Consider the following 18,579-nt stretch of genomic DNA (forward strand, 5'->3'; position numbering starts at 1 on the left):
GCCCTCCCGGTGTGCGAAACACACCGCCAAGGGCAGGGGCGACAGGACTTGAACCTGCAACCTGCGGTTTTGGAGACCGCTGCTCTGCCAGTTGAGCTACGCCCCTTTGGGTCGTCTCGGCTTCGCTGACCACGTGATGGCCCTCGAGTCCTCGTCGACCCGGCGTCTGGACTACACAAAACCAACGCGCCACCCTCAGGGCAGCGCGCAAGTCTAGTAAATCTCAGACTTTAGAAGTGTACGTCACCAGGTGGGTCGAACTCCAACCAGCTCTGTGAGCTGGGCTTTGTTCGTCGATTACCCGGGTCGGTACGAGAGATTCAGTTGAACTGCACGGTGGCGAGTGCGCGTCCGAAGATCTTGCGCTCGCCTTGTTTTGCCACCATCGAGATCTGCCCGCGCCGGGTTTCCGGATCGAGCGACTTCACCTTGCCGGTGAAATCGACGGATGCGTAGTCATCTGCGGGTACGTACACGGGGCTGGTGAAGCGCACGTTGTACTCGCAGATCGCAGCCGGGTCGCCGATGAACTCTCCGAGGAAGCTTGCTCCCAGGCCCATCGATTGCATGCCGTGGGCGACCACGTCGTCCAGGCCGGCGACCTTGATGACCTCATCACTGTAGTGGATGGGGTTGGGGTCGCCCGCAACCCCCGCATAGTTGATCAGGTTGCCGCGGGTCAGCTTGAAGGTGCGCGGCGGCAACTCCTGGCCGACGGTGAGCGAATCGAAGTTGATGGCGGCGTACGCCTGCGGCGACATGGTGGGATCGGGCTCGTCATAGCGGTCGAACGGTCCCACGACCGTCTTGCCCGGGTTGATGCCCTCGGGTTCCCGCATCATCACGTGCTCGAGCTTGTCGACCAGCGCGGGGTCGGCTTCGACGGCCGCTCGCGCGGCCAGGCTGGTGAAGGTGGTCATCACCGGTTCGTTGCGCTGGTTCCAGATGACGTTCTTGGTGACCATCAGGTCGGTGCCGGACATCTGACGGAAGGATTCGAGTGAGACATCGCACACCAGGCGGTCGCCGACCTTGATCGGCTGGTGGAAGACGAGTCGCTGATCGCTCTGCATGATCTGCCACAGGTCGTAGCCGGTGACGACGTCCTCGAAGAGGCGCCGCTGCGCGATGATGCCGAGGACCGAGACGAACGTCGGAGCGGCCACGAGGGTGTCGTGACCCATCTCCCGGGCCTTCTCCTCGTTCCAGTGCACCGGATTGGTGTCCTGGACGGCGCGGGCGTGTTCGCGTACCTTCTCGCGTCCGACCTCGTAGTAGTCGTCGACGGTGTACTTGAACCCGACCATCTTCTGCGTGTGGTCGGCGATCTGCTCGGGGGTCTGCTTCTCGCCGTCCCCGGGAGCATCGAGCTGCTCGACCTTGGCTTCGCCCGCATTCGTCACTCGACCGACCTCATCTTTCAACTGGCTGTTGGGCGCGGGCGGTGCGATCTCGATCGGGGCCGGGGCCACCGCACCGTTGTGCTTGAACACCAAAGACCGGGAACACTTGCGCGTCCCCGGTCGAATAGGCAGTCAGCGACTGACCACCAGCTGGTGGCTAGCGCGATTCCTTGTGGTTCTGGTGCGTTCCGCAGTTGGGGCAGAACTTCTTGATCTCAAGACGATCGGGGTCGTTACGCCGATTCTTCTTGGTGATGTAGTTGCGGTGTTTGCAAACCTCGCAGGCCAAGGTGATCTTGGGGCGCACGTCTGTTGAGGAGGCCACGGGATTGCCTTTCAGGTGGATCGTGTGGTGTGTCTCCTTGAGGGGAGACACTCGGTGGTCATCGCCGGAGCGATACTGCTGGCGCGTTGCCGCGAGCGGCACTGCTAGCGCTTTGCCGGAGGCGACCTGGTAGCGATGGCCGGACTCGAACCGGCGACCTAACGATTATGAGTCGTTCGCTCTAACCAACTGAGCTACACCGCCATGGCCCGGAATCGACTACGGCGGGGCGGCGTAAAGCAGTCCCACCGCTCGATCCTGAGTCCAGCGAGCCCCCTGACGGAATCGAACCGTCGACCTTTTCCTTACCATGGAAACGCTCTACCGACTGAGCTAAGGGGGCGTGGCTCTTGGCTCCGGCACCTTGCGGTGCCCTTGCTTCAGGGCCTCATCGAGATTACACAGCGCGCCGGGCTGGTGCCAAATCCGCTGTTCATCTCCTCTTTCGCACCAAACGGCCTCTCACTGAGAAATCCAGCTCGAGGCCGCTTCTGTGGCGCTGTGGCAGGTATAGGATTCGAACCTATGTAGCTTGCGCGGCGGATTTACAATCCGCTCCCTTTGGCCGCTCGGGCAACCTGCCGTGCCACTTTCCGGTGTCTTTTGGACCGTCGGAAAGCAACGCGGGAAACATTACATCGGGTACCCCCCATATTCACAAATGCGCTGTTCAGAGCCCTCGAATCCAGAGCTTTTGACTGTGATGCAACGTTTCGGCCGGGCGCCCGACTACCCTTGTCGGTTATGGCAGATTCAAGTTTTGACGTGGTCAGCAAGCTCGACCGCCAGGAAGTCGACAACGCGCTCAATCAGGCCGCCAAAGAGCTGTCGCAGCGTTACGACTTCCGCGGCACCAACACCACGATCGAGTGGTCCGGCGAAGAGAACATCGTGATCACCTCGGACGCCGAGGAGCGGGCCCAGGCCGGGCTCGAGGTGTTCAAGGAGAAGCTCATCCGCCGGGACATCTCCCTCAAGGCGTTCGACGCCGGTGATGTGGTGGGTTCGGGCAAGACCTACAAGATCACCGGGTCACTGGTCCAGGGCATCGACTCCGAGAAGGCGAAAAAGATCAGCAAGGCCATCCGCGACGAGGGCCCCAAGGGTGTCAAGGCTCAGATCCAGGGCGACGAACTCCGGGTGTCGAGCAAAAAGCGGGACGATCTCCAGGAAGTGATCAACCTCCTGAAGAACAAAGACTTCGAGATCGCCCTGCAGTTCGTGAACTACCGGTAGGTCCGACACTCCCCCGTTTCGTCCCCCTGGATGCCTGTCGAGGGCACATTGCCCTCGACGACCGACCAGGGGGACGAATTCGGCCTCACCCGGCCGGTTGATGCCGCAGAATCAGCCCGTGCAGGTCGGAATGACGATGCCGGTCATGGAACCGGACCTTGATGCGGCAACACTGCGAGCCTGGGCGAGGGCAATCGACGAAGGCCCGTTTTCGTCGCTCTGCTGGGGCGAACGGATCGCCTTCGACAATCCCGACAGCCTGACGTTGCTGGGCGCGATGGCCGCGTGGACCGAGCGGGTGCGTCTGGTGACCACCGTGATCGTGCCGCAACTGCACGATCCGGTGATGCTGGCGAAGGCACTCGCCACCGGGGACGTCATCAGCGGCGGCAGACTCACCGTCGGGATCGGTGTGGGTGGTCGACACGAGGACTACCGGTCGGTGGGTGCCGATCCGAAAACCCAGACGATGCGGCAGATGGCCGACCGCGTCGACGTCATGAGACGCGTCTGGGCCGGGCAGCGCCAGACCGATTCAGTGCGCCCGGTCGGGCCCGTGCCGATCCAACCGGGCGGTCCCCCGCTGCTCGTCGGGACGATCGGACCCAGGACACTGCGCAGCGCGGCCGCCTGGGCCGACGGATTGGCCGGCGTCACGCTGGACCTCGACCTCGGCAAGCAGCGCGAGCTGTTCGAGATCGCCTCCACCGCATGGTCAGCGGCCGGCGCGAAACCACCGCACCTCGCTACGTCGTTCTGGTTCGCACTCGGCGACCCCGAACCCGCCCGCGCCCAGATACATCAGCACCTGCGCCACTACATGAACTGGATTCCGGCCGAGTTCGTCGATGCGATTGCGCCCACGACGGGCTGGTCCGGCTCCGACGCCGAACTCGCCGTCGTACTCGAGGGTTTCGCCGCGATCGGCACTGACGAAATCCACCTCATCCCAACCAGTTCCGACATCGGTCAGCTCGATCGGGTCGCGGAGATCGTCAAAGATCTTTGGCTGCAGCCGCGTCCGGCCTGATCAGTCCGAAATCGCCTGCGAGACCGGCCTGTCGCAATCGCAGAATCCTGTCGATCAACGAGCCGTCAGCTGCGTCCGCGCGACATTTCTTCGAGCCGACGGATGCGATCCTCCATGGGCGGATGTGTGGCGAAGATCTTGCTCATGCGCTCACCGGCCCGGAAGGGGTTGGCGATCATCAGGTGTGACTGCGCGGCGATATCCGGGTTCGGTGGCAGCGGTGCCCGCTGGACCCCGCCGGAGATCTTGCGCAGCGCCGAAGCCAATGCCAGTGGGTCGCCGGTCAATTCGGCACCGGAGGCATCCGCCTGATACTCGCGAGAGCGCGACACCGCGAGTTTGACCACCGTCGCCGCGATCGGTCCGAGGATGGTGATCAGCAGCAGCACAACGGGATTCGCACCGCCGTTACGGTTGCCACCGAGGAAGAACGCGAAGTTGGCGATACCACTGATCACCGCCGCCATCGCACCGGCAATGGACGAGATCAGGATGTCGCGATTGTAGACATGTGAGAGTTCGTGCCCGAGTACAGCTCTGAGCTCACGTTCGTTGAGGATCTGCAGAATCCCGGACGTGCAGCACACTGCCGCGTTCTTCGGGTTACGGCCGGTGGCGAAGGCGTTGGGTGCCTCGGTGGGACTGATGTACAGCGCCGGCATCGGCTGGCGGGCTACGGTCGCGAGTTCCCGGACGATGCGATAGAGCACCGGCGCCTGGACCTCGGTGACCGGTTGCGCATGCATGGACTTCAGGGCCATCTTGGCGCTGTTGAAGTACACGTACCCGTTGACGCCGACGGCCAGGATGATCGCCAGCACCAGGATCGCCGGACTCTGGAATGCCGCACCGATTCCCACGATGATGGCCGACATGAGCCCTAACAGCAGGGCCGTCTTCAGTCCGTTGGCATGGCTGCCCATTGATCACTCCTGTTCTCTCGCACTGGAGGTTCAACGAACGAACGCCGCCTTCCGTTCCCGATGATGTGGCCTTTTGGCGAACAAAAGCCCAGGTGGGCCCCGCCAAAACGGCACATCATCGGGCTTGGGCGGGGGGTCAGCCGATGCGGTCGACGGTGTAGCGAACCAGTGAGCTCATCGCGTCGTGCGCGGAACCCGCTGGCAGCTCGGCCAGCTCGGTGTACGCGGCGTCGGCGTACCCCTTCAGGGTTGCCCGGGCCTTGACGAGGCCTTCGGACTTGTTGAGTAGTTCAAGGGCCTCTGCGACCTCATCGTCGGTGGTGAGGGCGCGGTTGCTGCCGTCGGCGGCCACGACGAGTTCCCGCAGGCGGGTCTCGGCCGGGTCCGCGAGTGCATAGAGCACCGGGAGGGTGTGCACGCCCTCGCGCAGGTCGGTGCCCGGGTTCTTGCCCGAGTCGCCGGCCGCCGAACTGATGTCGATGATGTCGTCGGAGACCTGGAAGGCCACCCCGACCGCGTCCCCGAGCCGCGAGAGCCGCTCGATCTGTTCGGTGTCCGCACCCGACGCCATGGCTCCGAAGCGGCCACTGGCCGCGATCAGCGAGCCGGTCTTCTCCCACACCACCCGTAGGTAGTGCTCCACCGGGTCGGACTTGCCGCGGGCGCCGACGGTCTCGCGCATCTGACCGGTGACCAGTTCGGCGAACGTGTCCGCGATGATCAGCACCGCATGCGGGCCCAGAGTCGAGACCAGGCGCGATGCCCGGGCGAAGAGGAAGTCGCCGGCCAGGATGGCCACGCTGTTGCTCCACCGGCTGTTGGCGCTGAGCGCACCGCGGCGCAGGTCGGCCTCATCCATCACGTCGTCGTGGTACAGCGTCGCGAGGTGGATCATCTCGACGACGGTCGCCGACGTGATCACCTCATCGGCGTGCGGCTGCGGACCGAAATGGGCCGACAAGATCGCGAAGATGGGGCGGAACCGCTTGCCACCGGCCTTCGCGAGATGTGTGGCCGCCTCGGTCAGGAAGTCCTCGCCGGAGGACAGCTCCTTGAGCAACAACTCCTCAACACGCTCGAGCGACTGCTCGACGTCCTTGGCGAAAGCCTCGGATCCCATTTCAAGACCTGCGAACGTTGTCTTCACGCCTGACCTGCTCCCGTCATAGGACGAGCCTAGTGGTGCGGGATACTTGCCGGGTGAGTGCACCCATCCGCGTTCCCGCGCGCACCGAGATTCTGGTCGTCGGTGCAGGTCCTGGCGGGTCGGCGGCGGCCGCGGCCGCAGCAGCCGCCGGTCACGAGGTCACATTGCTCGATTCTGCGGTGTTTCCGCGCGACAAGACCTGCGGTGACGGGCTGACGCCACGAGCGATCGCAGAGCTCGATCTCCTCGGTCTCGCCGATGCGTTCAGCGGCCCCCGCATCGAGGGACTCGACCTGCAGGGGTGGGGTGGACGCCAGCAGGTGCGGTGGCCGCAGAAGTCGTCGCACTTCCCTGCCTACGGCAGCGCAGTGGCCCGCACCGAACTCGACGACCGCATCCGGCACCACGCACTGGACGCGGGTGCGACGATGGTGTCCGGGGTCAAGGCGGTCGGCGCCACCATCATCGGCGGAAAAGTTACTGCGGTGCAATGCAATACGCCCGACGGCCCGGCCCAGATCGAGGTCGGCAAAGTGATTGTCGCCGATGGCGTCCGCTCCGCACTGGGCACGTCGCTGGGTCGGAGCTGGCATCGGAACACCGCCTACGGCGTGGCGGCGCGGGCGTACGTGGAGTCCGGACGTTGCGACGACACCTGGATGGGCTCACACCTCGAATTGCGTGATGGCGCCGGTGAATTGTTGCCCGGCTACGGCTGGGTCTTCCCGCTCGGCGAGGAGTCCGGGCTGGTGAACATCGGGGTCGGCGCGCTGGCCACCGAGAAGCGTCCGGCCCACATGGCGCTGCGGCCGATCATCGAGCACTACACCAACTCTCAGCGCGACGACTGGCAGCTGCGCGGTAAGCCCCTGCGCATCGCCTCTGCCCTGCTGCCCATGGGCGGAGCCGTCTCGGGTGTGGCAGGCGCGAACTGGATGTTGATCGGTGATGCCGCGGCATGCGTCAATCCACTCAACGGCGAGGGCATCGACTACGCCCTCGAAACCGCCCGCCTGGCCGTCGAAGTCCTTGGCGAGAACGATTATTCGACGTTGTGGCCGGACCTGTTGCGGTCCCGCTATGCGCTTGCCTTCTCTGCGGCCCGCCGTCTGGCCGCAGTGTTGACGGTGCCGCGAGTTGTCCCGATCCTGGGACGTCCGGGTATCCGCTCGGCCGCCCTGATGTCGATGGTGGTGCGCGTGATGGGCAACCTGATCACCGAGGACGACTCCGATCTGATCGCCCGTGCCTGGCACCTCGCCGGCCTGACGAGCAACAAACTCGACGCCCGCCCGCCCTTCACCTGACCCCACCCCCCAATGATGTGCCCTTTTGGCGACCAAAAGCCCAGGTGGGCACCGCCAAAAGGGCACATCATCGGGGGTTACTCCAGCATTTTGCGGATGTCGTCGGCGTCGACGGCGGTGGAGAACATCTCTCCGTCGTCGACCACGGCGTTGAACAGTTCACGTTTGCGGTCCTGCAGCGCAACCACCTTCGCCTCGATGGTTCCGGCGGACACCAGTCGGTAGACGGTCACCGGCCGGGTTTGGCCGATCCGGTGCGTCCGGTCGATGGCCTGGGCCTCTGCGGCCGGATTCCACCACGGGTCACAGACGAAGCAGTAGTCGGCCTCGGTCAGATTGAGCCCGAAGCCGCCGGCCTTGAGACTGATCAGGAAGACCTGAGTCTTGCCGGAGGTGAAGTTCTCGATGGCCGCGGTCCGCTCCTTCGCCGACAACGATCCATCGAGGTAGCTGTACCGGATGTCGTCCGCTTCCAGCGCCTTTCGCAGCACGCCGAGGAATCCGGTGAACTGGCTGAAGACGAGCGCACTGTGCCCCTCCGCGATCAGTTCCGGAAGTTGCTCGCGGATGAAGTCGACCTTCGCGGACGCAACGTCGCTGTCCGCCGGGTCGACCAGGCCTGCATGCAGGCTCAATTGGCGCAGCATCGTCAACGACCGGAAGATCTGGAAACGGTTCTTCTCCCAATCCCCGAGCAGGCCGAGCACCACCTCGCGCTCCCGGACCAGTCGGGTGTCATAGATCTTGCGGTGCTTCGGCGACAACTCGACCTGCAACACCTGCTCCTGCTTGGCCGGCAGATCCCGCGCGACCTGGTCTTTGGTGCGGCGCAACATCACCGGCTTGATGCGTTTACGCAGGACCGGCAACCGCTCCGGATCCTCGCCCTTCTCGATGGGCTTACGGAAGAACTCACCGAACGACTTCGGACTCGGGAACAACCCGGGCACGGTGATCGACAGCAGCGACCACAACTCCATCAGGTTGTTCTCCATCGGAGTACCGGTGACGGCGAGCTTGAACGGCACCGACAACCGCCGCGCACACTGATGGGCTTTCGAATTGTGGTTCTTGACGAACTGGGCCTCGTCGAGAAGCATGCCCGCCCACTCCTGCTCGTCGTACGAATCGAAATCGATCCGCAGCAACGCATAGGTGGTGATCACCAGGTCGGCGTCGGCGATGAACTCTGCCAACGGTTTGCGGCTCCGCGCCGCGGTCGCGGTGACGGCCACCGCCTTCAGATCGGTGAAGCGATGACACTCCGACACCCAGTTCCCGACGACGCTCGTGGGCGCGACCACCAGGAACCGCCCGGCTTCCCCGTTCTCGCGGGCTCGGGCGAACAACGCCAGGGTCTGCAGGGTCTTGCCGAGTCCCATGTCGTCGGCCAGCACGCCGCCGATCCCGTTGTCCCAGAGAAACGCGAGCCAGTCCAAGCCGTCGCGCTGGTAGTCGCGCAGGGTGGCATGGAGCATCAGCGGCGGTTCGACGCGCTGCGGCGGTCGCGCCGCGCTGAGCCTTTCGACCCGTTCGCGCCACTGCCCGAGTTGTTCGTCGACCACACCGAGTTGCAGCAACTCTTCCCACAGCGTGGCGTTCGCCGGGAGCGCCGGGACGCGTCCAGCGTCCAGCTCCCCCAACGTCTCGGCCTCGGTCATCAGCGCTTTGAGCTTGGTCAGCTCGGGTGTGTCCAGCTGGAAGTAGACCCCGGACGGAAGCAGCATATGCGTTGCGCCCGTCGATAATTCCGCGAGGACGTCGGCGACCGGCACCTGCTCACCGTCGACGTCCATGGTGATCGCGAGGTCGAGCCAGTCGGACTCCCCCGAGTCCGACCCGGCGAACCGTACGCGCGCCCGCTCGGTGACCTTCCGGTACCGGGTGGTGACCTCGGCGACGTCGAGTACCAGGTCGTCGCGGTCGGTGAGCGTCGGCAGGATCTCGGCGAACAGGCGTGCGGTCTCGACGGGCGTGAGTTGCAGATCGCCACGCAGCGTTCGGGTCGTCGCAGCCGCTATCGCATGCTCGTGATCGGCCGACTGCAGTTCGCGGATCGGCGGGAAGCTGCCGGTTCCGTGGGCTCCCCCGATGTGCGTGGCCAGGAGGCGAAAGGCCGCCACCTGCGACAGGAGGGTGACCGCCGCCAGGACGTCACGAAGCTTCTCCCACAGTTCCTGCTCGGCGGCCACGTCGCGCCAACGCGGCTCCGCCGGCGGGTCGTCACGGAAGTCGCGCGGCTTGTCGTTGACCAGATAGCGCATGGCCCAACGGATGTGGGCGGTGTCGTGGACGAGCTGGACGGTGAGGACAGCGACGGGCCCGGTGATGACCGGTGGCTCGAATACCGATTCGTCCACCCGCACCGCCACCGATTCGCGCAAGCGCGGCAACATGTCCGCAGCGAACGCGGCGGCATCTCCGGCCGGGATGACAATCGGCGGACCGTCCAACAGTCGAGCGACCGCACCGTTGTCCGGTTCGAAGGGTGCGAGCGTGAGCACACCCTCGTCGTCGATATACGAAACACCGTGCGGTTCCTTGTTTCCCAGGATTTCGACGCCATCCGACGGCAGCGTGACGCCATCGACGTCGATCTCGATCACGACGCGGGTGTCACCGCCGAGCTCCCCACCGATGTCGAGGGTGAGCCCGGCCCGCTTGCCGATGTGTACGTCCTCGATTCCGGTGGACGGGTCACCGAGGATCGGGATCCCGGCTGCGAGCGCGGCATCGAGCTGTTGCCAGATGGTGGCCGGTGCCGTCGTGAGGATCAATCCGTAGTGGAGTCCGTATCCGGTGGTCCGCATGGACCCCGAGGCCATCGACTGCAGCACCGAGACCTGCGCCATGTCGAAGTGTCCCGGTCCGAGCCCGACGATCATCGGCCAGTCGATACCTGACCTGATCCACTTCGAGCGTGTGCCCGGACGTAACAGTCGCAGCGCCAACTGAGCCGGTTTGGGCCGGCGCCCGGGGGTGACGCCCTCGCTGTAGAACACCTGTAAGGCCAATGGTTCGGCCGGAGTGGGCCGATTCTGTTCGAGCAACGGCCGCAACCGGCGTTCCCACTGCGGGACCTGCTGGGCGGGCAAGCGCGAGACGTCGGTGTCGATGCCTTCGGCAAAGGTGAGCAGCAACGCCACGGCGTGTTTACAGAAGTAGCCGACCGGGCAGGTGCACGACGCATCCGCGATCTTCCAGTCCGGACCGAGGCCGCTGAAGACCACGCGCATGCCGTAGGTGGAGACACCCGAGCCCGTGCATCGTCCGGTCAATCGGTGCTTCGGTTCGTCCCACTTCACCGCACTGACGCGGCGCTGTTTGGCGTACGCCGCGCCACGACTGAGCGACCCCGGATCGAAGTCGCCCATCAGCGACGCCGCGGTGATCAGTTGCGCCCAGTCGGTAGTCATTGATTGCAGGTTAGCGAGGGATCCAGACAGCACCGAAAGTGTGGGGTTTTGGCGAACAAAACCCCAGGTGGGCGTCGCCAAAACACCACATCATCGGGTTAGGCAGGCTTGACGCCCCGATGCAGCGCGGTGATCCCGAAGGTGAGGTTGCGCCAGCGGACGTCGTGGAACCCGGCATCACGCATCTGCTGCGCCAACTCCGGCTGATTCGGCCACTCGCGGATCGACTCCGCGAGATACACATATGCCTCGGGGTTGCTCGAGACCTTGGTCGCCACCGCCGGCAACGCCTTCATCAGGTACTCCATGTAGACCACCCGCATCGGTTCGAAAACCGGCGTGGAGAACTCACAGATGACCACGCGACCACCCGGTTTGAGAACCCGGAACAGCTCGGCGAAGGCGACATCGACATCGTTGACGTTGCGGAGACCGAACGAGATGGTCGCGGCGTCGAAGGTGTTGTCGCCGAACGGCAGGTGCAACGCATCGGCGGCCACCTTCGGCACCGGCCGCTTGGCCCCGGCCTTGAGCATGCCGAGCGAGAAGTCCGCCGCGACGCAGAACGCACCGGACCGCGCGAGCTCGACGGTTGACACCGCCGTGCCGGCCGCGAGATCGAGTACGACATCATCGGGCCCGAGGGCCAGCGCCTTGCGAGTGGCCACGCGCCAGCCGCGGTCCTGACCGAACGACAGGACGGTGTTGGTGAGGTCGTAGCGTCCGGCGACACCGTCGAACATCGCCGCTACGTCTTTGGGATTCTTGGCCAGCGATGCACGAGACATGACCGCAACCGTACCGGCTGGCACCTGATGCCCCCGGCGCCGACCTGACCACACGTACTGACGGGCTCCGTCTCAGGGCCAACTCTCGAGGTCGAGCAGCAAGCCGGTGTCGGAGGCGAAGTTGTCAGACTGCCTTCGACGCCGTGACGGGGGCCGGGACCGCAGATGAATGTCCGTCGGACCGCCGCCGGTGGATCTCGGCGAGGAGCACCATGATGCCGCCGATGACCAACCACGAGTACACCAGCACCGACAGCGCGGGCAGGATCGCCAGGCTCGCGTCGCGGCCGGTGACGCGGACGAGTTCGGGGTCCGACTTGGAGTAGTCGATGCTGATGCGCTGCCCCTTGGTCAGGCCTCCGGGATAGAAGACGCCCAGGCGGGGGCTGTGGAACATGCCGTCGGGTGTGGAGAACGCGACCGATGCCTTGGTGGGGCCGGCGCTGGTCACCTCGGCCACGGTGGTGGCCTTGTCAGAGTTGATGAGGGTGTCATTGCGATAGGCGCCGGCGACCATGGTCGCCATCATGATCGTGATGATGACCCCGACGGTGAGCAGCCCGATCTGAACACGGCGCAGCACGGTCGGAGACATGCCGCCACCATAGTCACTCGGTCCCGACGACCCAATTCCGTCGCCACGCACCCGACCGGACCCACCGCCCAACGTGCCCATAACGCCGTTGAGCGTGCCTAAATCACCGTCGAGCGTGCTCAAGTTGCACGCGACGCCATCTCGGACGACAACTTCGGCACGGTCAACGGTGATATCGGCACGGTCGGCGGGTGGTCAGAGGCGGGTTTTGATGGCCGCGTGCAGCGACCGCAACGTCGACCGGTCTGTCCGGACCTCGATCACCTCGATGCCCTCCCCGGACGCGTTCAGTGCACCGGGTAACTCGTCGAGCGTCACCAGCCGGTGTGGGGTGCCGAAGCCGGCGCAGACCGATGCCAGGTCGGTCCGGTGCGGGGTGCCGAACACCCGCTCGTAGGCGCCGAGGTAGTCGTCTCCGGAGAAGCGGGGGTCGCCCTGTTCGAGCAGGCCGAAGATGCCGCCGCCGTCGTCGTTCGCGACGACGATCGTCAGCCGCTTCGGCCGTGGTTCGGCCGGACCGATCAGCAGACCGGTGGCATCGTGCACGAAGGTCAGGTCGCCCATCAGCGCGACCGTCCGGGCGCCGGTCGCGAGTGCCGCGCCGATGGCGGTGGAGACATTTCCGTCGATCCCCGCGACTCCTCGGTTCGACAGGACCCGCACATCGGGACCGACACGTCCGGCCAATGCGACGTCGCGGATGGGGTTGGACGCACCGACCACCAGTTGCTCACCGGGCGCCATCGCCGCGCTGACGATCTTCGCCACGTGCAGTCCGGTGACGGTGTCGGTGGCGTCGAGTTGCATGTCGACGGCATTGACCGCTCGTTGATGCGCCGCCGCGCAGGCCTTGAGCCAGTCCTCGTCGGGTTCCCCGGACACCTCGGCGCGCGAACCGGTGGCGAGCACGTTGCCGGAGACGTCGGGCCAGCGCGGGCCGGTGGTCAGGGCATACACGCGGACGTTCGGGTCGGCGAGCAGCGTCGAGACCTCGCGGTGCAGCGTCGGGCGACCACAGATGATCGCCTGGGTGGGACGCAGCGCCGACAACGCGAGCGGATGCAGCGGGTTCTCGGGAGCCGGGGCGGTCGGCTCGGCCACGGTCGGCAGGACGGCCAGTTCGGGCCGATACCCGGCGCCGTGCCCGGACACCACCACGGTCGGTTCGCTGATGTCGATGCCGACGGGCACGTCCAGCTTCCCGACGGCCGTCACCGTCCAGGGCGCACCGTCGGGCCGGCCGGCGAAAACGCCGAGGTCATCGCCGGGCGCCACGCCCGGATCGGGAACCAGCGGCTCGCGCAACGGGATGTCGAACTGCACCGGTCCGGCATTGCCGGTGCGGGCGCCCCGGGCCGCGGCGAGTACCCGCCCGACGGCCGAACGCCACTGGCTGTTGGTGTCGAGGTCCTGTTCGGCCAGCCCCAGGCTGATGGCCGCCCGCACCTGGGTGCCGAAGATCCCGAACTGTTCGATGGTCTGGTTTGCACCCGATCCGAGCAGTTCGTAGGGCCGGTTCGCGCTGATCACCACCAATGGCAGCCGTGCGTAGTTGGCCTCGAAGACCGCCGGGCTCATGTTCGCCACCGCGGTACCGCTGGTCATCACGATGGGCACGGGCTGCCCGGACGCCGCGGCCAGACCCAGCGCCAGATAGCCGGCGGTCCGTTCGTCGACCCGCACGTGCAGTCGCAGGAGCCCGGCCGCGTCGGCGGCATGCAACGCGAACGCGAACGGCGCATTGCGAGAACCGGGGCACAACACGGCTTCGGCCACGCCTCCGCGGATCATCTCGTCGACGATCACGCGCGCCTGCAGGGTCGAAGGGTTCATGACTTCAGGCTAGCGGCGCGGCCCGCCTGTCTCTCGCGTCGACCGGTGTGACGACGCGGACATCCGCCCGCGCCGACCCGTCATGGCCGCGACTTCGGACGCGAACCCGGCCCTACCGGGTACGGTTCCAAGGGTGATCGGCTTACCGACATCGGTGACGGCATTGCTGTTGGATCTCGACGGGGTTCTGACCAACACGGCAACAGTTCACCGTCGAGCGTGGAAGCAGGCTTTCGACACCTTCCTCGCGTCCTACTCTGCGGCAGACCCCGACCAGCGTCGACCCTTCAGCGACGATGACTATCTCCAGTACGTCGATGGCCGGTCGCGCGACGACGGGATCACGACATTCCTGGCGTCCCGCCGCATCACACTTCCGCCGGGCCGCACCGGCGACACCATCGACGACGCCACGGTCAGCGGCATCGGCGACACCAAGAACGGCCTGTTTCTCGAAACATTGAAAACAGAAGGCGCGCAGCCCTATCCCGACGCTGTGACGTATCTGAAGGCAGCGCAGCACTCGCAATTGGCGATCGCCGTGGTGACCAGCTCCAAGAACGGCGGCCCGATCCTGGAGGCAACGGGGCTGGCCGCCTACGTCTCCGCCCGCGTCGACGGACTCACGATCGCCCGGCGCGGTCTCGCCGGAAAGCCCGCTCCGGACGCATTTCTCGCCGGTGCCGAGGCTCTCGGCGTGCCACCCGAGCAGGCCGCGGTGTTCGAAGACGCCGTCGCGGGCGTGGCCGCCGGGCATGCCGGCCACTTCGGTTACGTCGTGGGCGTCGACCGGACCGGCGGCGACACCCACGGCGACGACCTGAACCGAGCCGGTGCTGACCGCGTGGTCACCACCTTGACCGACCTGTTGGAGGCGCGATGACCCAGGATCCCCGGATGGAGGTGGCGCCCTGGCATCTGAGCTGGCGCGGCACCGACCAAGAATCTCTTGGTCACATCGAGTCGATCTTCGCCCTGTCCAACGGCCACATCGGGTTGCGTGCCAACGTCGAGGAGGCCGAGCCGGTCTTCAACCCCGGGACCTATCTCAACGGCTTCTACGAACGGCGCGAGTTGCCGTACGCGGAAGGTGGTTACGGGTATCCCGAGGACGGGCAGACGGTTGTCAACGTCACCAACGGCAAGATCATCAGGCTGCTCGTCGAGGACGAACCGATGGATCTGCGCTACGGGACCACCCAGCATCACGAGTGGAAGCTCGACTTTCGCTCGGGAACGCTGTTGCGCACCACCGAGTGGACCTCACCGGTCGGCCGACGGATCCGGATCACCTCCGAACGGCTGGTGTCGTTCACCGAACGGGCGATGGCCCTGATCCGCTACGAGGTCGAACCACTGGACGAGGACACCGAGATCGTCCTCCAATCCGACTTGCTGGCCAACGAATCGACGGCCGGACCCGCAGGCAAAGATCCGCGGTTGGCCGCCGCACTCGACCGGCCGCTGGTGGGCGATTTCGCCGAGGCCCACGGCCACCGGGCCGTTCTGGGCCACCACACCAGGGAGTCCGGCCTGCGGATGGCCGCGGGGATGGACCATGAGCTCGATGCCCCGAACTCGGTGTCGTGCGAGATCCTGAGCGATGATCTGGCACGGTTGACCGTGACCGCCAATGTCCCTGCCGGACAACGAATCACGATCACGAAATTCCTGGCGTACGGGTGGTCGAGCCAGCGGTCACCCTCGGCGCTGCAGGCCCAGGTCGACGCCGCCCTGGCGATAGCCCGCGACAACGGCTGGGACGAGTTGAAGGCCCGCCAGCGCCAATATCTCGACGCCTTCTGGGATACCGCCGACGTCGTCATCGACGGCGATCCGGAACTGCAGCAGGCGGTCCGCTTCGCACTGTTCCAGGTCTTGCAGGCGGGTGCCCGCGGCGAGAACCGGGCGCTGGCGGCAAAGGGCCTGACCGGGCCCGGATACGACGGCCACGCCTTCTGGGACACCGAGACCTTCGTGTTGCCGGTCCTGACCTACACCGTCCCCGATGCGACCGCCAACGCGCTGGGCTGGCGCCACGCAACGCTCGGAATGGCCAAGAGTCGGGCCGTCGAGTTGGGCCAGGCGGGGGCGATGTTCCCGTGGCGCTCGATCAACGGTGAGGAGTGTTCGAGCTACTGGCCCGCCGGCAGTGCCGCGGTCCACATCAATGCCGACATCGCCGCAGCGGTCTCGCAGTACGTCGCGGCCACCGGCGACCTGCAGTTCGAGATCGATCGGGGTCTCGAACTGCTGATCGAGACCGCCCGATCCTGGGCGTCCCTGGGCCACCACGACCTGCGCGGGGACTTTCGCATCGACGGGGTCACCGGACCGGACGAGTACTCCTCGGTCGCCAACAACAACGTCTACACGAACCTGATGGCGCAGAAGAACTTCCGCGATGCCGTCGCCGCGTGCAAGCGGCATCCGCCGGTGGCCGCCCGATTCGGTGTCGACGACGAGGAGACGGCGTACTGGAAAGACTGCGCCGACCGGATGACGCTGCCCTATGACCCGGAACTGCATGTCCATCAACAGGCCGAGTCGTTCACCCGCCAGGCCAAATGGGATTTCACCGACACACCGCCCGAGAACTATCCCCTGCTCCTGCATTACCCGTATCAGGATCTCTACCGCAAACAGGTGGTCAAACAGGCCGATCTGGTACTCGCGATGTGGCTGCGCGGTGATGCCTTCACCGCGGATGAGAAGCGGCGCAACTTCGACTACTACGAGCCCATGACGGTGCGGGATTCGTCCCTGTCGGCCTGTGCGCAGTCGATCGTGGCCGCGGAGGTCGGACATCTGGATCTGGCGTACGACTACTTCATCGAGACCGCGCTCACCGATCTGCACGACCTGCACCACAATTCGTCCGGCGGTCTGCACATCGCGGCGCTCGCCGGGACCTGGTTGTGCTGTGTCGCCGGCTTCGGCGGGATGCGGGATCACGGTGGTGTTGTCACCTTCGCGCCGAGGATTCCCCACCGGCTGGACCGCATGGTCTTCCGGATGACATTGCAGCGCACCTACATCGAGGTCGAGGTACATCATCAGGAGGCGACCTACCGGCTGATCGGCGGCGACCACCGGCAGCTGTGGCACCACGGTCAGTCGTTCCTTCTCGGCGACGATCCGGTGACACTGCCGATCGAGGAACTGCGTCCGGACTCGACGCCTGAGCAGCCGCCGGGCCGACAGCCCTATCGCCGCATCAAGTCGTATTGACCGGCCCGAACCCCGATCGATTGCCGGCTGCTCAGGCCACCCGGCCGGGGTAACCGGAAGCCGGGCCCCACAGTTTTCAGTAGGGTCGGGTCATGAGTGATCGCGAGTTCGACATTGTTGTCTTCGGAGCCACCAGTTTCGTCGGAGCGCTGACGGCCGAATACCTGGCCGAACATGCCCCCGCCGGAACCAAGATCGCGCTGGCCGGCCGCAGCGAGCACAAACTCTCGCAGATGCGGTTCGACCTGCCCGCGCCCGCCAACGCGTGGCCGCTGATCGTTGCGGACGTCGATTCACCGGCCACGCTCGACGCGATGACCGCCCGCACCCGGGTGTTGTGCACCACCGTCGGTCCCTACCTGAAGTACGGCGAGGCGGTCCTGGCCTCGGCCGTCAACAACGGCACCGACTACGTCGACCTCACCGGCGAGGTGCCCTTTGTCCGGATGTCGATCGACAAGTTCGGCGACCAGGCGAAGTCCAACGGCGCACGCATCCTGCATTCCTGCGGATTCGATTCCGTCCCTTCCGATCTCGGCGTCTACCTGCTACACGAGAAGATCAGCGCCGATGGCGAGGGCACGATGGGTGATACGACGATGGTGCTCCGCAGGTTCCGCGGTGGGATCAGCGGCGGGACGATCGATTCGATGCGGGTGATCGCCAAGGAGGCCGCCAACGCCGACACCCGTCGCACCCTGCTCGATCCCCACGCCCTGTCCACCGGACCGGGCGAACACGCGGGTATCAAACGCAGCGCCGAACCCAGTGACATGGCGCTGGTCGACGCCTCGAAGGTCGATCCGAGCCTCAAGGGCACGCTGGCTCCGTTCTTCATGGCCAGCCACAACACCCGGATCGTGCGCCGGTCGAATGCCCTGCTCGACAACGCTTACGGCGAGAACTTCCGATACGGCGAAACCATGTACGTCGGAGACACGCCGTACCTCTCGACCGCCATCGCTGCCGTGGTCGCCGCCGGCACCGGGGCATTCCTCGGCGCGATGTCGATCGGCCCGGTCCGCAGGGTGCTCGATCGTGTCCTGCCCAAGCCCGGGGAGGGACCCAGCGAAAAGGCGCGGGAGGCCGGGTATTTCACCACCGAGACCTACACGACGACCAGCACGGGTAAGCGTTATCGGTCCCGGATAGTCGCCAAGGGCGACCCCGGGTACAAGGCCACGGCGGTGATGTTGTCGGAGTGCGCGTTGTCGCTGGCGCTGAACCGGGACGAACTGCCACCCCGGTCGGGCATCCTGACCCCGGCGGCCGCAATCGGCGACGTCCTCATCGAACGCCTCCGGGCCGCGGGCTTCACGCTCGAAGCCGAGCAACTCCCCTAGGC

At 65.7% G+C, this 18,579-nt stretch carries 14 protein-coding genes and 4 tRNA genes; 6 read left to right on the top strand and 12 right to left on the bottom strand.

Annotated elements, in window-relative coordinates; all coding sequences use genetic code 11:
* Window positions 1–33: 33 nt before the first annotated feature.
* The 6 genes from AC51GT_RS12695 to AC51GT_RS12720 form a co-directional block, all read right to left on the bottom strand.
* Window positions 34–106 (bottom strand) — tRNA-Trp (locus AC51GT_RS12695).
* 214 nt (window positions 107–320) lie between these two features.
* Window positions 321–1,403, bottom strand: coding sequence for a fused (3R)-hydroxyacyl-ACP dehydratase subunits HadA/HadB (locus AC51GT_RS12700; RefSeq protein ID WP_496323122.1), 1,083 nt, complete (start codon window positions 1,401–1,403; stop codon window positions 321–323).
* A gap of 157 nt (window positions 1,404–1,560) precedes the next feature.
* Window positions 1,561–1,728 carry a 50S ribosomal protein L33 gene (gene rpmG, locus AC51GT_RS12705; RefSeq protein ID WP_028463290.1) on the bottom strand — a complete coding sequence of 56 codons (168 nt, stop codon included), beginning with the start codon at window positions 1,726–1,728 and terminating at the stop codon, window positions 1,561–1,563.
* 127 nt (window positions 1,729–1,855) lie between these two features.
* Window positions 1,856–1,932, bottom strand: a tRNA-Met gene (locus AC51GT_RS12710).
* A gap of 66 nt (window positions 1,933–1,998) precedes the next feature.
* A tRNA-Thr gene (locus AC51GT_RS12715) sits at window positions 1,999–2,071 on the bottom strand.
* Window positions 2,072–2,230: 159 nt separating this feature from the next.
* A tRNA-Tyr gene (locus tag AC51GT_RS12720) sits at window positions 2,231–2,311 on the bottom strand.
* 161 nt (window positions 2,312–2,472) lie between these two features.
* Between AC51GT_RS12720 and AC51GT_RS12725 the strand changes: the two genes are divergently transcribed.
* Both AC51GT_RS12725 and AC51GT_RS12730 read left to right on the top strand, forming a co-directional pair.
* Window positions 2,473–2,964 (top strand): YajQ family cyclic di-GMP-binding protein, encoded by a 492-nt coding sequence (locus AC51GT_RS12725; RefSeq protein ID WP_496323121.1) that lies wholly within the window; start codon window positions 2,473–2,475, stop codon window positions 2,962–2,964.
* 130 nt (window positions 2,965–3,094) lie between these two features.
* Window positions 3,095–3,994 (top strand): LLM class flavin-dependent oxidoreductase, encoded by a 900-nt coding sequence (locus AC51GT_RS12730; RefSeq protein ID WP_496329101.1) that lies wholly within the window; start codon window positions 3,095–3,097, stop codon window positions 3,992–3,994.
* 65 nt (window positions 3,995–4,059) lie between these two features.
* Here AC51GT_RS12730 and htpX read toward each other — a convergent pair whose 3' ends face one another.
* A complete protein-coding gene (gene htpX / locus AC51GT_RS12735) occupies window positions 4,060–4,917 on the bottom strand; it encodes a zinc metalloprotease HtpX (RefSeq protein WP_496328977.1) in 858 nt (285 codons plus the stop codon).
* A gap of 136 nt (window positions 4,918–5,053) precedes the next feature.
* Window positions 5,054–6,064 carry a polyprenyl synthetase family protein gene (locus AC51GT_RS12740; RefSeq protein WP_496323119.1) on the bottom strand — a complete coding sequence of 337 codons (1,011 nt, stop codon included), beginning with the start codon at window positions 6,062–6,064 and terminating at the stop codon, window positions 5,054–5,056.
* A gap of 53 nt (window positions 6,065–6,117) precedes the next feature.
* On the opposite strand from AC51GT_RS12740, the gene AC51GT_RS12745 reads away from it, so the two are divergent.
* Window positions 6,118–7,371: a geranylgeranyl reductase family protein gene (locus AC51GT_RS12745; RefSeq protein WP_496328978.1), complete on the top strand. Its 1,254-nt coding sequence runs from the start codon at window positions 6,118–6,120 to the stop codon at window positions 7,369–7,371.
* A gap of 77 nt (window positions 7,372–7,448) precedes the next feature.
* Here AC51GT_RS12745 and AC51GT_RS12750 read toward each other — a convergent pair whose 3' ends face one another.
* The 4 genes from AC51GT_RS12750 to menD all read right to left on the bottom strand — a co-directional run bounded on the left by AC51GT_RS12750 (window position 7,449) and on the right by menD (window position 14,003).
* Window positions 7,449–10,787 carry a DEAD/DEAH box helicase gene (locus tag AC51GT_RS12750; RefSeq protein ID WP_496328979.1) on the bottom strand — a complete coding sequence of 1,113 codons (3,339 nt, stop codon included), beginning with the start codon at window positions 10,785–10,787 and terminating at the stop codon, window positions 7,449–7,451.
* Between the two features lie 98 nt (window positions 10,788–10,885).
* Window positions 10,886–11,575, bottom strand: a complete 690-nt coding sequence (locus AC51GT_RS12755) for a demethylmenaquinone methyltransferase (RefSeq protein ID WP_496323116.1) — start codon at window positions 11,573–11,575, stop codon at window positions 10,886–10,888.
* A 124-nt stretch (window positions 11,576–11,699) separates the two neighbouring features.
* Window positions 11,700–12,170, bottom strand: coding sequence for a hypothetical protein (locus AC51GT_RS12760; RefSeq protein ID WP_496328980.1), 471 nt, complete (start codon window positions 12,168–12,170; stop codon window positions 11,700–11,702).
* 195 nt (window positions 12,171–12,365) lie between these two features.
* Complete coding sequence (menD, locus tag AC51GT_RS12765; RefSeq protein WP_496323114.1) at window positions 12,366–14,003, bottom strand: 2-succinyl-5-enolpyruvyl-6-hydroxy-3-cyclohexene-1-carboxylic-acid synthase; 1,638 nt, start codon at window positions 14,001–14,003, stop codon at window positions 12,366–12,368.
* A gap of 133 nt (window positions 14,004–14,136) precedes the next feature.
* On the opposite strand from menD, the gene AC51GT_RS12770 reads away from it, so the two are divergent.
* The 3 genes from AC51GT_RS12770 to AC51GT_RS12780 all read left to right on the top strand — a co-directional run bounded on the left by AC51GT_RS12770 (window position 14,137) and on the right by AC51GT_RS12780 (window position 18,577).
* Complete coding sequence (locus AC51GT_RS12770) at window positions 14,137–14,886, top strand: beta-phosphoglucomutase family hydrolase (protein ID WP_496328981.1); 750 nt, start codon at window positions 14,137–14,139, stop codon at window positions 14,884–14,886.
* Window positions 14,883–17,234 (top strand): glycoside hydrolase family 65 protein, encoded by a 2,352-nt coding sequence (locus AC51GT_RS12775; RefSeq protein WP_496328982.1) that lies wholly within the window; start codon window positions 14,883–14,885, stop codon window positions 17,232–17,234. Before AC51GT_RS12770 ends, AC51GT_RS12775 begins: the two co-directional genes overlap by 4 nt.
* A 92-nt stretch (window positions 17,235–17,326) precedes the next feature.
* Window positions 17,327–18,577 carry a saccharopine dehydrogenase family protein gene (locus tag AC51GT_RS12780; RefSeq protein ID WP_496328983.1) on the top strand — a complete coding sequence of 417 codons (1,251 nt, stop codon included), beginning with the start codon at window positions 17,327–17,329 and terminating at the stop codon, window positions 18,575–18,577.
* The last annotated feature ends 2 nt before the right edge of the window (window positions 18,578–18,579 follow it).

The sequence above is a fragment of the Williamsia sp. z34 genome, assembly GCF_059553395.1.

Excerpts from the sequence above, each read along its gene's own strand:
- AC51GT_RS12725 (WP_496323121.1), top strand. The coding sequence starts at position 2,473 with ATGGCAGATTCAAGTTTTGACGTGGTCAGCAAGCTCGACCGCCAGGAA.
- htpX (WP_496328977.1), bottom strand. The coding sequence starts at position 4,917 with ATGGGCAGCCATGCCAACGGACTGAAGACGGCCCTGCTGTTAGGGCTC.
- AC51GT_RS12750 (WP_496328979.1), bottom strand. The coding sequence starts at position 10,787 with ATGACTACCGACTGGGCGCAACTGATCACCGCGGCGTCGCTGATGGGC.
- AC51GT_RS12780 (WP_496328983.1), top strand. The coding sequence starts at position 17,327 with ATGAGTGATCGCGAGTTCGACATTGTTGTCTTCGGAGCCACCAGTTTC.
- AC51GT_RS12760 (WP_496328980.1), bottom strand. The coding sequence starts at position 12,170 with ATGTCTCCGACCGTGCTGCGCCGTGTTCAGATCGGGCTGCTCACCGTC.
- AC51GT_RS12775 (WP_496328982.1), top strand. The coding sequence starts at position 14,883 with ATGACCCAGGATCCCCGGATGGAGGTGGCGCCCTGGCATCTGAGCTGG.
- AC51GT_RS12730 (WP_496329101.1), top strand. The coding sequence starts at position 3,095 with ATGACGATGCCGGTCATGGAACCGGACCTTGATGCGGCAACACTGCGA.
- menD (WP_496323114.1), bottom strand. The coding sequence starts at position 14,003 with ATGAACCCTTCGACCCTGCAGGCGCGCGTGATCGTCGACGAGATGATC.
- AC51GT_RS12755 (WP_496323116.1), bottom strand. The coding sequence starts at position 11,575 with ATGTCTCGTGCATCGCTGGCCAAGAATCCCAAAGACGTAGCGGCGATG.